At 61.6% G+C, this 14,718-nt stretch carries 11 protein-coding genes; 5 read left to right on the forward strand and 6 right to left on the reverse strand.

Annotation, left to right across the window (positions count from 1 at the left end; translation table 11 throughout):
• Positions 1-329: 329 nt before the first annotated feature.
• Entirely contained in the window at positions 330-1,814 is a 1,485-nt protein-coding gene (lnt, locus tag BR71_RS09745; protein ID WP_052370464.1) for an apolipoprotein N-acyltransferase, read from the forward strand.
• 164 nt (positions 1,815-1,978) lie between these two features.
• Positions 1,979-2,821: a tryptophan 2,3-dioxygenase gene (kynA, locus tag BR71_RS09750; RefSeq protein WP_043636336.1), complete on the forward strand. Its 843-nt coding sequence runs from the start codon at positions 1,979-1,981 to the stop codon at positions 2,819-2,821.
• 44 nt (positions 2,822-2,865) lie between these two features.
• Here the strand turns inward: kynA and BR71_RS09755 are convergent, their stop codons facing one another.
• The 4 genes from BR71_RS09755 to BR71_RS09770 all read right to left on the reverse strand — a co-directional run bounded on the left by BR71_RS09755 (position 2,866) and on the right by BR71_RS09770 (position 9,741).
• Entirely contained in the window at positions 2,866-4,503 is a 1,638-nt protein-coding gene (locus BR71_RS09755) for a methyl-accepting chemotaxis protein (protein WP_156038922.1), read from the reverse strand.
• Between the two features lie 197 nt (positions 4,504-4,700).
• Positions 4,701-6,188, reverse strand: a complete 1,488-nt coding sequence (locus tag BR71_RS09760) for a CoA-acylating methylmalonate-semialdehyde dehydrogenase (protein ID WP_043636343.1) — start codon at positions 6,186-6,188, stop codon at positions 4,701-4,703.
• Positions 6,189-6,229: 41 nt separating this feature from the next.
• Positions 6,230-7,546, reverse strand: coding sequence for an omega-aminotransferase AptA (gene aptA, locus BR71_RS09765; protein WP_043636346.1), 1,317 nt, complete (start codon positions 7,544-7,546; stop codon positions 6,230-6,232).
• A gap of 317 nt (positions 7,547-7,863) precedes the next feature.
• Positions 7,864-9,741, reverse strand: coding sequence for a methyl-accepting chemotaxis protein (locus tag BR71_RS09770; protein WP_043636349.1), 1,878 nt, complete (start codon positions 9,739-9,741; stop codon positions 7,864-7,866).
• Positions 9,742-10,012: 271 nt separating this feature from the next.
• Here BR71_RS09770 and BR71_RS09775 point away from each other — a divergent pair, with 271 nt between their 5' ends.
• The 3 genes from BR71_RS09775 to BR71_RS09785 are packed head-to-tail and all read left to right on the forward strand — an operon-like array spanning position 10,013 to position 13,182.
• Positions 10,013-11,386 (forward strand): aminotransferase-like domain-containing protein, encoded by a 1,374-nt coding sequence (locus BR71_RS09775; RefSeq protein ID WP_179140726.1) that lies wholly within the window; start codon positions 10,013-10,015, stop codon positions 11,384-11,386.
• A 35-nt stretch (positions 11,387-11,421) separates the two neighbouring features.
• Positions 11,422-12,219, forward strand: a complete 798-nt coding sequence (locus BR71_RS09780) for an MOSC domain-containing protein (RefSeq protein WP_043636356.1) — start codon at positions 11,422-11,424, stop codon at positions 12,217-12,219.
• Positions 12,220-12,270: 51 nt separating this feature from the next.
• Positions 12,271-13,182: a glutaminase gene (locus tag BR71_RS09785; RefSeq protein ID WP_043636360.1), complete on the forward strand. Its 912-nt coding sequence runs from the start codon at positions 12,271-12,273 to the stop codon at positions 13,180-13,182.
• Positions 13,183-13,292: 110 nt separating this feature from the next.
• Here the strand turns inward: BR71_RS09785 and rplQ are convergent, their stop codons facing one another.
• Both rplQ and BR71_RS09795 read right to left on the reverse strand, forming a co-directional pair.
• Positions 13,293-13,688 carry a 50S ribosomal protein L17 gene (gene rplQ, locus BR71_RS09790; protein WP_019102992.1) on the reverse strand — a complete coding sequence of 132 codons (396 nt, stop codon included), beginning with the start codon at positions 13,686-13,688 and terminating at the stop codon, positions 13,293-13,295.
• Between the two features lie 25 nt (positions 13,689-13,713).
• The gene (locus BR71_RS09795; RefSeq protein ID WP_039755788.1) at positions 13,714-14,697 is read right to left on the reverse strand and encodes a DNA-directed RNA polymerase subunit alpha; all 984 of its coding nucleotides are present in this window, start codon (positions 14,695-14,697) and stop codon (positions 13,714-13,716) included.
• Positions 14,698-14,718: the final 21 nt, after the last annotated feature.

Below are 14,718 nucleotides of genomic sequence, written 5' to 3' on the forward strand. Positions count from 1 at the left end.
CTTTCTCAGCCGCTTTCGCCTTGTTCGCTCCCGCTCGCCAGATCGAAAGCAGGCTCTAAGAACCTGTTCACGATCTGCTGCGCTGTGGCGATACGGCGTTAAAAACAAGCTCAAAATGCTCATGTACCACGTGTACATTCCGCTTTTTCGCTCGTTTTCGCCTTGTCTCGCTCTTGCTCGCGAGATCGTGAACAGGCTCTAAAAACCATCTCCAGACGCGGGAGGCCGGATTGGGCTTGGTGCCCGCGCCTCCCGCTCCTAAGATGAATATCAGCTATTTGACAATCCGTCGGCCGGCTTTTGCCAGCCGGCTTCGCCTGATGCCTACCATGCGCACTTTACTGGTCCTGCTGGCAGCCGCCTTGGCTGGCAGCCTCACACTGTTCGCCTTCGCCCCCTACCGCTTGTTCTGGATCATGCCGCTATCGCTTGCGGCGCTGGCGGACCTGACCCAGCGCCACCCGCAACGCGCGTTCTGGATCGGCTATGTCTGGGGCCTGGCCGCCTACACCAGCAACTTCAACTGGATCTACAACAGCCTGCACGACGTGGCCGGCTTGCCGGTCTGGATCGCCTTGCCGCTGGTGCTGTTGCTGCCGGCCTATCTGGCGCTCTACCCGGGCCTCGCGATGTGGCTGAGCGCCCGGGTCACCGCCAAGCCTTGGCAACGCTGGCTGCTGGCCTTTCCGGCCCTGTGGGAACTGGGGGAATGGCTGCGCGGCTGGGTGCTGACCGGTTTCCCCTGGGCCGCCGCCGGCTACTCCCAGATCACGGAGAGCCCGCTGGCCGGCTACACGCCGCTGGGCGGTTCCCACTTGGTCACCTACCTGGTGGCGTTGTCCGCAGGCGCGCTGGCGCTGATGGTGCACAGCGGCTGGAAAATGCGCGCCGGCCTGCTGATCGCCGCGCTGGCGGTATGGGGCAACGGCTTCTGGCTGAAAAGCATTGAATGGACCTTGCCTCAGGGCAAACCCATCAGCGTGGCGCTGGCCCAAGGCAATATCGCCCAGGAACTGAAATGGTCGCCGGAAAACCTGGAAGAATCCCTGCGCGTGTATTACCAGCAAGTGGCCACCGCCCGCGCCGACCTGATGCTGCTGCCGGAAACCGCACTGCCGCTGTTCCTCGACGACCTGCCGTCCGGCTACCTGAGCATGATGGAAGGCCAGGCCCAGCGCGCCGGCATGGCGCTGGCCACCGGCGTGCCCCGCCGCACCAACGACGGCCGCGGTTATTTGAACGCGGTGGTGGCGCTGACCACGCCGGGCCAGCCGTATTTCGCCAAGGATCATCTGGTGCCGTTTGGCGAATTTATCCCGGTTCCCAGCCTGATAGGCTGGATCTACCAGTTCATGAACATGCCGATGTCGGGCTTCAGCAGCGGCGGCGCCAATCAACCGCCACTGGCGCTGGCCGGCGAGAAAATCGCCTTCAACGTTTGCTATGAAGACAGCTTCGGCGAGGAGCTGATAGGCCCCGCCTCCCAAGCCAGCATCATGGCCAACGTCAGCAACCTGGCCTGGTTCGGCAAGAGCGTGGCGATGAGCCAGCACCTGCAGTTATCCCAGGCGCGCGCGCTGGAAAACGGCCGCTACATGCTGCGCGCCACCAATAACGGCATGACCGCCATCATCCGCCCGGACGGCGAAATCGCCGCGGTGGCGGCGCCCTACACCCGCCAGGTGTTGCAAGGTTTCGCCCAGGGCCGCCAGGGGCTCACCCCTTATATGCGCCACGGCAACGCCCCAGTCTTGATAGGCTGCGCGGCGCTGCTGCTGTTGGCCATCTTGCTGGGCCGCAAACACCGCCCTTGAGCGTTGCCGCCGTCCCCTTGAGCGCGCGCGATGTTTCCTCACCGGAACATCGCGCGTTTTGACATTCAGCCCCGGATTCCCGATCATCATTCGCCGGCGGCGCGAACCGGCCCGTGCCGGAACCACACCAAGAAACACCGCGCCGCCTCTACAAGGGAAAAACCATGAACGAGAGAAAACTGGAAGCCGGGATCGTCACCAACTTTTCCGAGCGCATGAGCTACGGCGGTTATCTGTGCCTGGATGAACTGCTGGCCTGCCAAAAACCGCTGTCCAACCCGCCGCACCATGACGAGCTGCTGTTCGTGATCCAGCACCAGACGTCGGAATTGTGGATGAAATTGATGCTGCACGAATTGCAGGCCGCGGTGCGCTTCGTCCAGCAGGACACGCTGGGCCCCAGCTTCAAATGCCTGGCGCGGGTCAAGCAGATCCAACGTCTGTTGTTCGAACAATGGGCGGTGCTGGAAACGCTGACGCCGTCCGAATACATGGAGTTCCGCGACGTGCTGGGCAACTCCTCCGGTTTCCAGTCCCACCAATACCGCTCCATCGAATTCCTGCTGGGCAACAAGAACCAGGCAATGCTCAACGTGTTCGCCCACGAGCCGGACAAACATGCCGCGCTAAAAGCCATCCTGGAAGCGCCCAGCCTGTACGACGAATTCCTGCGCCATCTGGCGCGCCGCGGCCTGCCGGTGCCGGCTTCCAGCCTGGAACGCGACTGGTCGCAGCCCTATCAGCGCAACCCGGAGCTGATCCCGCTGTTCAAGAGTATTTACGATCACCCCCAGCAGCACTGGGAAGCCTATGAGATGGCGGAAAAGCTGGTGGACGTGGAGGAATACTTCCACCTGTGGCGCTTCCGGCATATGAAGACGGTGGAACGGGTCATCGGCTTCAAACAGGGCACCGGCGGCTCCAGCGGCGTGCGCTTCCTCAAGCAGGCGCTGGAGCTGACCTTTTTCCCGGAGTTGCTGGACGTGCGCACCGAAATCGGCCGCTGACGCGGCGGGGAAAACGGCGGCGGCCCGGGCCGCCGCGTCGCCTCTCAACAGCGGAAGCGCGACACCAGCCCGCGCAGACTGCCGGCCAGCTGGCTCATGTCCGCCAGCGCCGCCGAGGCGGTGGACGCCGCCTGCGCGTTCTTGCTGGAGCTCATCGCAATCTGCTCGACGTATTGAGCGATATCCTGACTGGCGGTGCCCTGCTCCTTCAGCGCGTGTGAAATATCGTTGACCACGCCCAGCACCCCGCCAGCGCTCCGGCTGATCTCTCCCACCGCCTCGCCGCCCTGCTCGGCCAGCTCCAGGCCGTTCTTGGCGCGCCGCACCGCCTCTTCCATCGAACCGTGCGATTGGGTCGAGCTTTGCTGGATCTCGGCGATCATGCCGGCAATCTCCTCGGTAGCCTGAGCGGTGCGCTCGGACAACTTGCGCACCTCGTCCGCCACCACCGCGAAGCCGCGGCCCTGCTCGCCGGCGCGCGCGGCCTCGATCGCCGCGTTCAGGGCCAGGAGATTGGTCTGATCGGCAATATCCTTGATCACTTGCATGATGCCGGAAATCACCTGCGCCTTATCCACCAGCTCGTTGATGGTGCCGGCGGCCAGCTCCACCGACTCATTGATGCGGCGCATTTCCGCCACTGCGCGCGAAATCACCTCGCTGCCCTGCTGCGATGATTCGCCGGACTGTTCAGACAGGCTTCTGGCGTCCTGGGCGCGGTCGGAAATATGGTTGATGCTGACGGTGAGTTCTTCTATCGACGCCGCCATCGAGGTGGCCGCCTCGCTCTGCCGTTCCGAGCCGTTCGCCACTTCGCTGGCATGGCTGCTGACATCCGCGCTCATCTCCGACACCCGATTGGCCGCGGCGGCGATTTCGCCCACCAACTGCCGCAACTCTCCCTGCATGCTGGCGACATTGGCCAGCAGGCTGTCGTGGTCGCCAGCCTTCACCGGCACCGCCATATCCAGCTGGCCGGCGGCAATGCGCTTGACGATATCCACCGTGACCGCCGGCTCGCCGCCCAACTGGCCCAACACGCTGCGCATGATGTAAGCGCCCAAGCCCGCCAGCAGCAACAGGATCACGCCCACCTCCAGCGCCAGATTGAACAGCGATTTGTGATAAGCGGCCGCCACGTCGTCCAGATAAATGCCGGTGCCCAGCACCCAGCCCCAGCCGGGAGAGGTCATCAAATAGGAAATTTTGGGCTGCGGCGCGTCAAAACCCGGTTTGTCCCAGACATAGCTGGCGTAGCCCTTGCCGCCGCCGGCGCTCAAGGCTTGATCGAACAGCTGGCCCATGTCCCGGCCGCTCCCCTCCTTGACCCCGTGCAGATTTTTGCCGATCAAGGCAGGCTTCACGCCGTGGGCGACGTAGGTCAGCCCTTTGTCGAAGGCGAAGAAATACTCGCGCTCGTCGTAGCGCATGCTGCTCAAGGCCGCCGCCGCCAGGTGCTTGGCCTGCGGCTCGCTCATCTTGCCGTCCGCCGCCATTTTCTCGTAAGACGTCACCAGTGCCGCCGCGGACTCCACCAGATTGCGCGTCTTGTCCTTGCGGTCCTGCAACATGGCGTCCCGCTCGCGCATCACAGAGAGCACGCCTATCGCCGTCACCAGCAGCGCCATCGCCACCAATAGCAAGAGCAGCCGGCCGCGCAGGCTCATTGTTGTTTTATTCATCTCCATCTCCCCACACCTTGTTAACTTATTCTAGACAGTGCTCATCGCTCTTTTGATGCGAACAATCCCAGTTTGAGACATTTCGATGAAAAACATCAATAGCATAAAAAAACCCGGATCGCTCCGGGTTAAACTGGACGCGAGCATGCATGCCCGCATCCAGAGTCGTCATTCCTCTGCCTTTAGTTCGCCAACGCTCACTTCATCGTCGGCATCACAAATTCGGCGGTCATCTTGGCCGGCCAGCGGCTGGTCACCGTCTTCATCCGAGTGTAAAAACGCACGCCTTCCGGACCGTGCATATGATGGTCGCCGAACAACGAGGCTTTCCAGCCGCCAAAGCTGTGGAAAGCCATCGGCACCGGAATCGGCACATTGATGCCCACCATGCCCACCTGAATGCGGTGGCTGAACTCGCGCGCGGCGCCGCCGGAGCGGGTGAAGATGCTGGTGCCGTTGGCGAAGGGATGGGCGTTGATCAGGCTGACCGCGCTGTCGAAGTCCGGCACTCTCACCACAGCCAGCACCGGCCCGAAGATTTCCTCCTTGTAAATGGTCATCTCCGGCGTCACATGGTCGAACAGGCAGCCGCCGAGGAAAAATCCGTCCTCGTGACCGGGATGGCGGTAGCCGCGGCCGTCCACCACCAGTTGCGCGCCTTCGGCCACACCCTGATCGACATAGCCGGTCACCTTGTCCAAATGCTGGCGCGTCACCAACGGCCCCATTTCCGCCGCCGCGTCGTCGCCCACGCCTATCTTCAGATTGCGCGCGCGCTCGGCCAGCCGTTCCACAAGCGCGTCGCCGATATCGCCCACCGCCAGCACCACTGAGATCGCCATGCAACGCTCGCCGGCCGAACCGTAGGCGGCGCCGATCAGCGCCTCCACCGCGCCGTCCAGATCCGCGTCCGGCATCACCACCAGGTGGTTCTTGGCGCCGCCCAGCGCCTGCACCCGCTTGCCATGGCGCGCGCCGGTTTCGTAGATGTACTGGGCAATGGGCGTAGAGCCGACGAAGCTGAGCGCGGCGATGTCAGGATGGACAAGCAAGGCGTCCACCGCCTGCTTGTCGCCGTGCACCACGTTGAATACTCCGGCCGGCAAGCCGGCCTGCTGCAGCAGTTCGGCCAATAGCAAGGCGGCGGATGGGTCGCGCTCGGACGGCTTGAGAATGAAACAGTTGCCGCAGGCCAGCGCCACCGGGAACATCCACAACGGCACCATCGCCGGAAAGTTGAACGGGGTGATGCCGGCCACCACGCCCAGCGGCTGACGCATGGAATGGCTATCGATGCCGCCGCCCACCTGCTCGGTGAACTCGCCTTTCAGCAGCTGCGGAATACCGCAGGCGAACTCCACCACCTCCAGGCCGCGGGTAACCTCGCCGATGGCGTCGGACACCACTTTGCCGTGCTCGCTGGAAATCAGCGCCGCCAGCCGCTGCTGGTTTTGCTCCAGCAACTCCTTGAACTTGAACATCACCCGCGCCCGCTTCAGCGGCGAGGTTTCCGCCCAGGCCGGGAAGGCCTTGCGCGCCGCCGCCACCGCGGCCTGGACCTCGTCCTGGCTCGCCAACGGCACGCGGGCGGCGACGCTGCCCAGCGCCGGGTTGTAGACATCGCCAAAGCGGCCGCTGCGGCCTTCGCAGCGTTCGCCGCCAATGTAATGAGGAATGGTCTGCATATTCGTTCCGATGGGTATGGGTTGGGTATTCGGCGCCGCGCTCATTCGCAGGCGCGCAAGGCGGAGGCAATGGTCTCGAACAGCCGGTCGATCTCGTGCTTCTCAATGATCAGCGGCGGCGAAACCGCCAGGATGTCGCCGGTGAAGCGCACCAGCACGCCTTGTTCCCAGCACTTGAGGAAAACATCGAAACCGCGCTGTCCAGCCGCGCCCGCCCGGCTGTCCAGTTCAATGCCGGCCACCAGGCCCAAATTGCGGATGTCCTTGACGTAGGGCTGGCCGCGCAAAGCGTGCGCGCGCTCCTCGAAATAAGCGGACAGGCCGGCGGCGCGCTCGAACAATTGCTCGTCGCGGTACAGGTCCAGCGAGGCGATCGCCGCGGCGCAAGCCAGCGGGTGGGCGGAATAGGTGTAGCCGTGCGGGAACTCGATCATGCGCTCGCCGGCGGCGGCCATGAAGGCATCGTGGATCTCCGGCTTCACCAGCAAGGCGCCCATCGGCACCACGCCGTTGGTCAGGCCCTTGGCGCAGGTGATGATGTCCGGCAGCACGCCGAACTTGTTGGCGGCCCAATCCGCGCCCAAACGGCCGAAACCGGTGATCACTTCGTCGAAAATCAGCAGGATGCCGTAGCGGTCGCAGATTTCGCGCAAACGCCGCAAATAGCCCTTGGGAGGAATCAGAACGCCAGTGGAACCGGCCATCGGCTCGACAATGACGGCGGCGATGGTGGACGGATCGTGCAGGGTCAGTATCCGCGCTTCCAATTCATCCGCGAATTCTGCGCCGTGCTCGGGCTCGCCGCGGCTGAAAGCGTTGCGGGCAAGGTCGTGAGTGCTGCGCAGATGATCCACCGCCGGCAAGGACACCGGGAAATGCTTGCGGTTGCCGGCCATGCCGCCCACCGAGATGCCGCCGAAGTTGACACCGTGATAACCCCGCTCGCGGCCAATCAGTTTGACGCGGGCGGCGTCGCCGCGCACGCGGTGATACGCCACCGCCATCTTGAGCGCGGTGTCCGCCGCCTCCGAGCCGGAACCCACGAAGAACGCCTTGCTCAAGCCCTTGGGCGCCATCGCCACCAGCTTGTCGGCGGCCTCGAAAGCCTTGGGATGCGCCATCTGGAACGGCGGCGCATAGTCCAGCGTCGCCACCTGCCGCTGCACTGCCTCGACGATGGGCTTGCGGTTGTGGCCGGCGGTCACGCACCACAGGCCGGCGCTGCCGTCCAGGATCTTTCGGCCCTGATCGTCGGTGTAATACATGCCGTCGGCGCTCACCAGCATGCGCGGCGCGCTCTTGAACTGGCGGTTGGCGGTGAACGGCATCCAGAACGCGTCCATCTGCGGCTGATTCATCGTTGTCTCCCCTGGCTCTTGGCCGAATGATGACAACTAATCTAGCCGCGGCACCAATACAATTACAGGTACAGTTGGCGCGAATTTGCACAGCCCCGTATCGGCAAAATCGCCAGTACAGTCCAAAACCAAGAAAAAACCCGGCCGTAGCCGGGTTTCCTGTGTCGCGCCAATCAACTCAGAGCCTGTTCACGATCTCGCGAGCCAAGGCAAGACGAAAACGAGCGAAAAAGCAGAATGTACACGCGGTACATGAGCATTTTGAACTCGTACTCACCATGCAACAGCCATGACGCGCAGCAGATCGTAAACGGTTCTCAGACGCGGAAGCTGGAGAACAGCTGCCGCATGTCCTTGGCCGCCTGCGACAAATCGTTCAAGGTGTCGTGCACGGTCTGCAGGGCGCCGTCGCTGTCGACGATGCGGCCGTTGATCTGTTCGGTGCTCTGCGCAATCAAAGTGGTGGCCTTATGCTGCTCGCTGGTGGACAGGGTGATCTCGTTCATCTTGGCCATCACCTCTTGCATCGCCTGCTGGATCTGCTCGATGCGCTGCACCGCGCTGTCGGTCAGTTCCACGCCGTCGTCCACCGAGTTGACGGTGCGCTGCATATTGGTTACCGCCTGGCTGGTTTCCTCGCGGATGGTGCTGACCATGCTGGAAATCTCCACCGTGGCCTGGCCGGTGCGCTCGGCCAGTTTGCGCACTTCATCCGCCACCACCGCAAAGCCGCGGCCCATTTCCCCTGCGCGCGCCGCTTCAATCGCCGCATTCAAGGCCAAAAGGTTGGTTTGATCCGCGATATCCTTGATCACATTGGTGATGCCGCTGATCTGCTGCGAGCGCTGATCCAGCGACACCAACATGCCGGACAAGCCCTTCACCGCCTCTACCGTGCTGTTCATCTCGCGGGAGATGCGCTGCATTTCGTCCGCGCTTTCGCTGGATACGGTACCGGTGTGGTTGACCAGAGAATCCGCCTCGCGCGCGGCGTCGGCGATATGGGAAATGCTGACGGTGATTTCCTCCAGCGTCGCGGCGTTGGAGCTGGACACATCGGAAATCTGCCGAGAGTCGCGCGCCACCTGATCCACGGTGCTGGCCACGCTCTGCACGCCGTTGGTGACGTTTTCCGCCTCGGTTCGCACCGCCACGAACATGCTTTGCAAGCGATGGATGAAGCTGTTGAACGCGGTAGCGGTCTCGGCAATCTCATCCTGGCCCTGCACTTCGATGCGGCGGGTCAAATCGCCTTCGCCTTTGGAGATTTCCAGCATCGCATTGCGCAAGCGGCCCAAGCCGGCCAGCATCTTGCTCAGCATCACGCTGGCCACCGGGATCAGCACTATCACGCACAGCGCGCCCAGGCCCACCACGGTCAGCAGCAGTTTTTCCAGCGGCTCGCTGACCACGGACTTGTCTATCATCACGCCCAGCAGCCAGTTAGTGCCCTCCACCGGGTCGACTTGCACCAGCTTGCTCTCGCCGTTGACTTCGATTTCCTCCATCGCGCTGCTGGTGGACAGCTGCACCAGCTTCTCGCCGGTCAGCGCCGGCACTTTTTCCGCCAGCGGCTTCAGTGTCAGCGTGGTGTCCGGGTGCGCGATCACCTTGCCGGCCTTATCCACCAGGAAAGCGTAGCCGTTGCCGCGCAGCTTGGCGGACAGCACGGTTTTGACCAGATCGTCGATGAAGATGTCGCCGCCCACCACTGCTTTCAGCGTGGAGCCGTCGAACACCGGGGACACGAAAGTCACTACCAGTTTCTTGGTGTCGAAATCGACGTAGGGATCGGATACACCCGGCTTGCCGCTGGCCTGAGCCTGCTGATACCAAGGACGCGCCACCGGATCGTAACCCGCCGGCTGCGGCTTGAAGTCGGAACGGATCATTTTGTGGTCGGCGGTGCCGATATAGGTCATGTCGTAGCCGCCGGCCTGACTCAAGCGCGCCAGCATCGGCATAGGCTCTGGCGTTCCCACCACCGGATTGCCGGCAATCACCACCTTGACCTTGCTGCCATACCAGTCCTTGACCAGATTGGCGTAACCGCGCGAGGTGCTGGACAGCTCATTGTCCACTCCCTGGACAATCTCGTTGCGCATCTGGGTATACACCAGGGTCGTAATAATGGCGCCCAGCAAAACCAGCAACACCGCAATGAATACAATCAACTTTACACGCAAAGAGCGCATTTCCGTCCTCCATCCCCAATTCGACTTAGCCTGCCGCGATTGCTTGTCAATCCACGACAAAGCACTGTTATGATCATTCTCAATGCCGGTAGGCTCTGTTTTTGTCTTAGCCGCTCCGTCCGCAAAGCTCAACAAAAAAACATACAGATTGACGGCTGCGACATGCCATCCGGCTTATGACGAGATATTTATCACAAGCTGTTCTCAACGGACAGGCCCAATATCAACGATGCTCAAATAATGCGCAATGACTAGCCTGAATCTTATGCCTATGGATGGCATTACATTGGTTGAAAACATTGTCAATTCAGCTATTTCAGCCATCCAATGCGGCCAGTGGCGCAAAGGCGCAAAAATCCCATCTATTCGTAGAATGGCCGGGGAGCTGGGCGTCAGTCCTTTCACCGTGGTTGAGGCCTACGATAGGCTGGTGACTCTGGGCTACCTGGCCGCGCGGCCAGGCTCGGGCTTTTACGTGGAGGCTAGACGGGAAAGCCGGCCGCCCGATCTGCCGGCAGCCCCTCGCGTCTGGCCGGTGGACGAATACTGGCTGCTGCGCAAGATTTACCAGCAGGACGCCAATACCCTGTTCGCCGGCTGCGGCTGGCTGCCTACCCACTGGTATGACGCCGAAGCTCAGCAAAAAGCGCTGCGGCAGCTGGCTCGCGACGCCGTCGCCGCTCCCGGCTATGGCGACCCAAAAGGCTTTCTACCCCTGCGCGAGCATTTGGCCGACCGCTTGGCCGAACGGGGCATCCAGGCTCGCGCCGACGACATCGCGCTGACTCAGGGCGCCAGCCGTGCGCTGGACATGGCGGCCTGCGCGCTGCTGCAAGCCGGAGACACCGTGCTGGTGGACGATCCCGGCTATTGCAACCTGCTGTCCTGCCTGGCGTTTCGCGAGTTCAAACTGGTGCCCGTGCCTTGGACCGAACATGGCCCCGATCTCGAGCAGTTGCGCGCGCTGCTGCTCCAGCATCGGCCGCGGGCCTTCTTCACCAACCCCTGGCTGCAAAACCCCACCGGCGCCAGCTATTCGCCGTCCGTCGCTCACCAGGTGCTGCGGCTGGCAGAGGAGTACGACTTCCTCATCGTGGAAGACAATGTTTCCGCGGACTTCGCCGGCGACCGCCAACCCGCTCTGGCGGCGCTGGACGGCCTCAAGCGCGTGCTCTACATCGATAGTTTCTCCAAGTCGCTGTCGCCGGGCCTGCGCGTGGGCTATCTATGCGGCCCGACCGAACTGCTAGAACGCATCGTCCATTACAAGATGATGTCCGGGCTGACCTCGCCGGAGCTGAACGAAAGGCTGGCGCTGGAACTGGTGTCAGAGGGCCGCTACCGCCGTCAGCTGGAGCGGCTGCGCGCACGCTTGGCCGAAGCCCAAGCGCAATGCCAGCAACTGTTTCTCGAACACGGCTGGCAGTTGTTCGCGCGGCCGTCCAACGGCCTGTTCCTGCTGGCGCGGCCACCTGGTGAGCTGGACGCTAGACAGCTGGCCGAACAGGCGCAGCAACACAAGATCCTCCTCGCGCCCGGCCATCTATTCCGCGCCTACGGCATGCCCTCCGACTGGCTGCGCTTCAATGTCGCCTTCAGCCAGGACCGTCGGCTGTGGGATTTTCTGAGTTGCCCGCCACAGTGATAACATGCGGTAACCACAGCCTAGCGGAGCCCTTCATGCAACTTGTCGAAATGTTCGTCCATCCGTTGAAATCCTGTCGCGGCCTTTCCTACAGCCGCGCCTTCGCCGGCAAGCAGGGCCTGCTGCATGACCGCGAGTGGCTGCTGGCGGGCGAGAACGGCCGTTTCTTCACCGCCCGCTCCCACCCGCAGCTAGTGCGCGTGGAGGTGGACCTGATTCCCGGCGGCGCGCTGTTCAAATTTCCAGGCAAGGCGCCGGTGCTGGCAATGAGCACTCAATACCAGCAAGAAGCGCCGGCCACAGTATGGAAGGACAACTTCGCCGCCTATCACGGCGACGCCGCGGTCGATCGTTGGTTCAGCGAGGTACTGGACGAACCCTGCCGGCTGCTATGGCTAGGCATGCATTCCAATCGCCGGCTGAAGGACAGCGAACACGCGATGTCCTTCGCCGACGGCTATCCTTATTTACTAGTGAATCAGGCATCGCTGGATGCGCTGAACGATGAGCTGGATCAGCCGGTTACTCTGCGGCATTTCCGCCCCAATCTGGTGGTCAATGGCGATTACGCCTGGGAAGAGGACGATTGGAAAGTCGTGCAGATCGGCGATGTGGTGTTCGATGTCGCCAAGCCCTGCACTCGCTGCGTGCTGACCACCGTAGACCCGGATACCGGCATCAAGTCGCCGGAGCAGCAGCCTTTGCGCACGCTGGTCAGCATCCGCACCTTGCCGGAAGGCGTCTGCTTCGGCCTCAACTTGGTGCCTCGCAATGAAGGCCTGCTGGAATTGGGCGCTGAATTCAGCGTGCTGGAAACCCGCTACGAGTTTTGATTTTCCAACGCCGGCCACCGGCGTTTTGACTGATTTATGCTGAATAGATTAATGAATCTGCAAGACTTACTCGATCAAATCCACGACGAAGTTGTCGCCTACTACGGCCAAGGCCGCGTCGCAGACTACATCCCGGCGCTGGCCGAAGTGCCGCCACGCCAATTCGGCATGGCCATCACCACCTTGGACGGCCGCCATTACCGCTGCGGCGACGCCGCCGTCCCCTTCTCCATCCAAAGCATTTCCAAAGCCTTCATGCTGGCGCTCACGCTGGAGGCCGACGGCGACTCCTTATGGAGCCATGTAGGCAAAGAACCGTCCGGCAACCCGTTCAATTCACTGGTGCAGCTGGAATACGAGGACGGCGTTCCTCGCAACCCCTTCATCAACGCAGGCGCGCTGGTGGTCACCGACCGCGCCATCAGCCATTTTGAAGACGCCCACGGCGCCTTGCTGACCCGCTTGCGCCAAGAGTCCGGCAACGCCACGCTATGCGGCAATGCCCGCGTCGCCGAATCCGAGCGCGCCCACGGTCATCGGAACGCAGCGCTGGCGCACTTCATGAAAAGCTACGACAACCTCGACAACGAGGTGGAAACCGTACTGCAGCAGTATTTCAACAGCTGCAGCATCACGATGAACTGCGTGGAGCTGGCCAATGCAGGCTTATTCCTCGCCAACCACGGCATCACCCGAGACGGCTTGCAGTCGCTAAGCCGCAGCCAGGCCAAGCAAATCAACGCGGTGATGCTGACCTGCGGCACTTACGATGCCGCCGGCGAATTCGCCTACCGCGTCGGCCTGCCAGTGAAAAGCGGCGTTGGCGGCGGCATGCTGGCCATCATACCCGGCAAAATGAGCATCGCCGTGTGGAGCCCGGAACTGGATAGCAAGGGCAATTCGGTGCTGGGCCTGGAAGCGTTGGATCGCTTCACCACACGCACAGGCCTCTCGATTTTTTAAGCCATCCCGCCAGCTGGCGCCGGATAAGAAAAAACCCGCTCAAAGGCGGGTTTTTTTCCGGCAATGAAAAAAGCCAGGCTTGCGCCTGGCTTCTTTCTCAACTTCGTCGATTACTCGGCGGAGTTGTCTTCAACCGCTACGGCATCTTCCGCACGGTCCACCAGCTCTACCAGAGCCATCGGGGCGTTGTCGCCCTTGCGGAAACCGTACTTCAGGATACGCACATAACCACCATTGCGGGCGGAGAAGCGCGGGCCGAGAACGTCGAAGAGTTTAACCACGATATCGCGGTCACGAGTGCGGTCAAACGCCAGACGACGGTTGGCGAGAGACGGCTTTTTGCCGAGCGTAATCAACGGCTCGGCCACACGACGCAGTTCCTTGGCTTTCGGCAGCGTGGTCACGATAACTTCGTGCTTCAGCAGCGAATTCGCCATGTTGCGCAGCATCGCCAGACGATGGCTGGTCGTGCGGTTCAGTTTACGATTACTGTAACGATGACGCATTGTTAATGTCCTTTTATCTCAAACCTTACGGCTTTTCGAGGCCAGCAGGCGGCCAGTTCTCGAGTTTCATCCCGAGAGTCAGGCCTTTGGAAGCGAGAACTTCCTTGATCTCGTTCAGCGACTTGCGGCCGAGGTTCGGAGTCTTCAGAAGCTCGGTTTCAGTACGCTGGATCAGATCGCCGATGTAATAAATGTTCTCAGCTTTCAGGCAGTTGGCCGAACGAACCGTCAGTTCAAGATCGTCTACCGGACGCAGCAGGATCGGATCGATCGGCGGCGCCTTTTCAACGACTTCTTCAACCGCTGTGCCTTGGAGATCGGCAAAGATCGACAGCTGATCCATCAGAATACGGGCAGCGTTGCGCACTGCCTGTTCCGGCTCGATCACGCCGTTGGTCTCGATATCGAGAACCAGGCGGTCGAGGTCGGTACGCTGCTCAACACGGGCGCTTTCCACAGCGAAGCTCACGCGGCGAACCGGCGAGAAGGAAGCATCCAGTTGAATGGTACCGATGGAACGGTTGTCTTCATGATTGGACCGAACCGACACCGGCTGATAGCCGCGGCCTTTTTCGATCTTGATCTCCATGTCGATCTTACCGCCAGAAGAGATGTGACAAATCACGTGGTCCGGATTGATCACTTCCACATCGTGCGGCAGTTCGATATCGCCAGCCAAGACAGCGCCTTCGCCATCCTTTTTCAAGGACAACACAACACTGTCACGACCATGCAGCTTAAGCACTACGCCCTTGAGGTTGAGGAGGATGTCTACGACATCCTCGCGCACGCCATCAAGTGCGGAATACTCATGCAAAACGCCAGCGATAGTCACTTCGGTCGGAGCATAGCCCGGCATCGACGACAGCAGAATCCGGCGCAGCGAATTACCCAGAGTATGAGCGTAGCCGCGCTCGAACGGCTCCATCGACACACGAGCGTGAGTGGCGGAAACCGGCTGAACGTCGATAAGACGAGGTTTCAGAAATTCCGAAGCGCTGTTTTGCATAGTCATTCCCTAAGAGCTAGC

It is taken from the genome of Chromobacterium haemolyticum DSM 19808 (assembly GCF_000711885.1).
Lineage (GTDB): Bacteria > Pseudomonadota > Gammaproteobacteria > Burkholderiales > Chromobacteriaceae > Chromobacterium > Chromobacterium haemolyticum.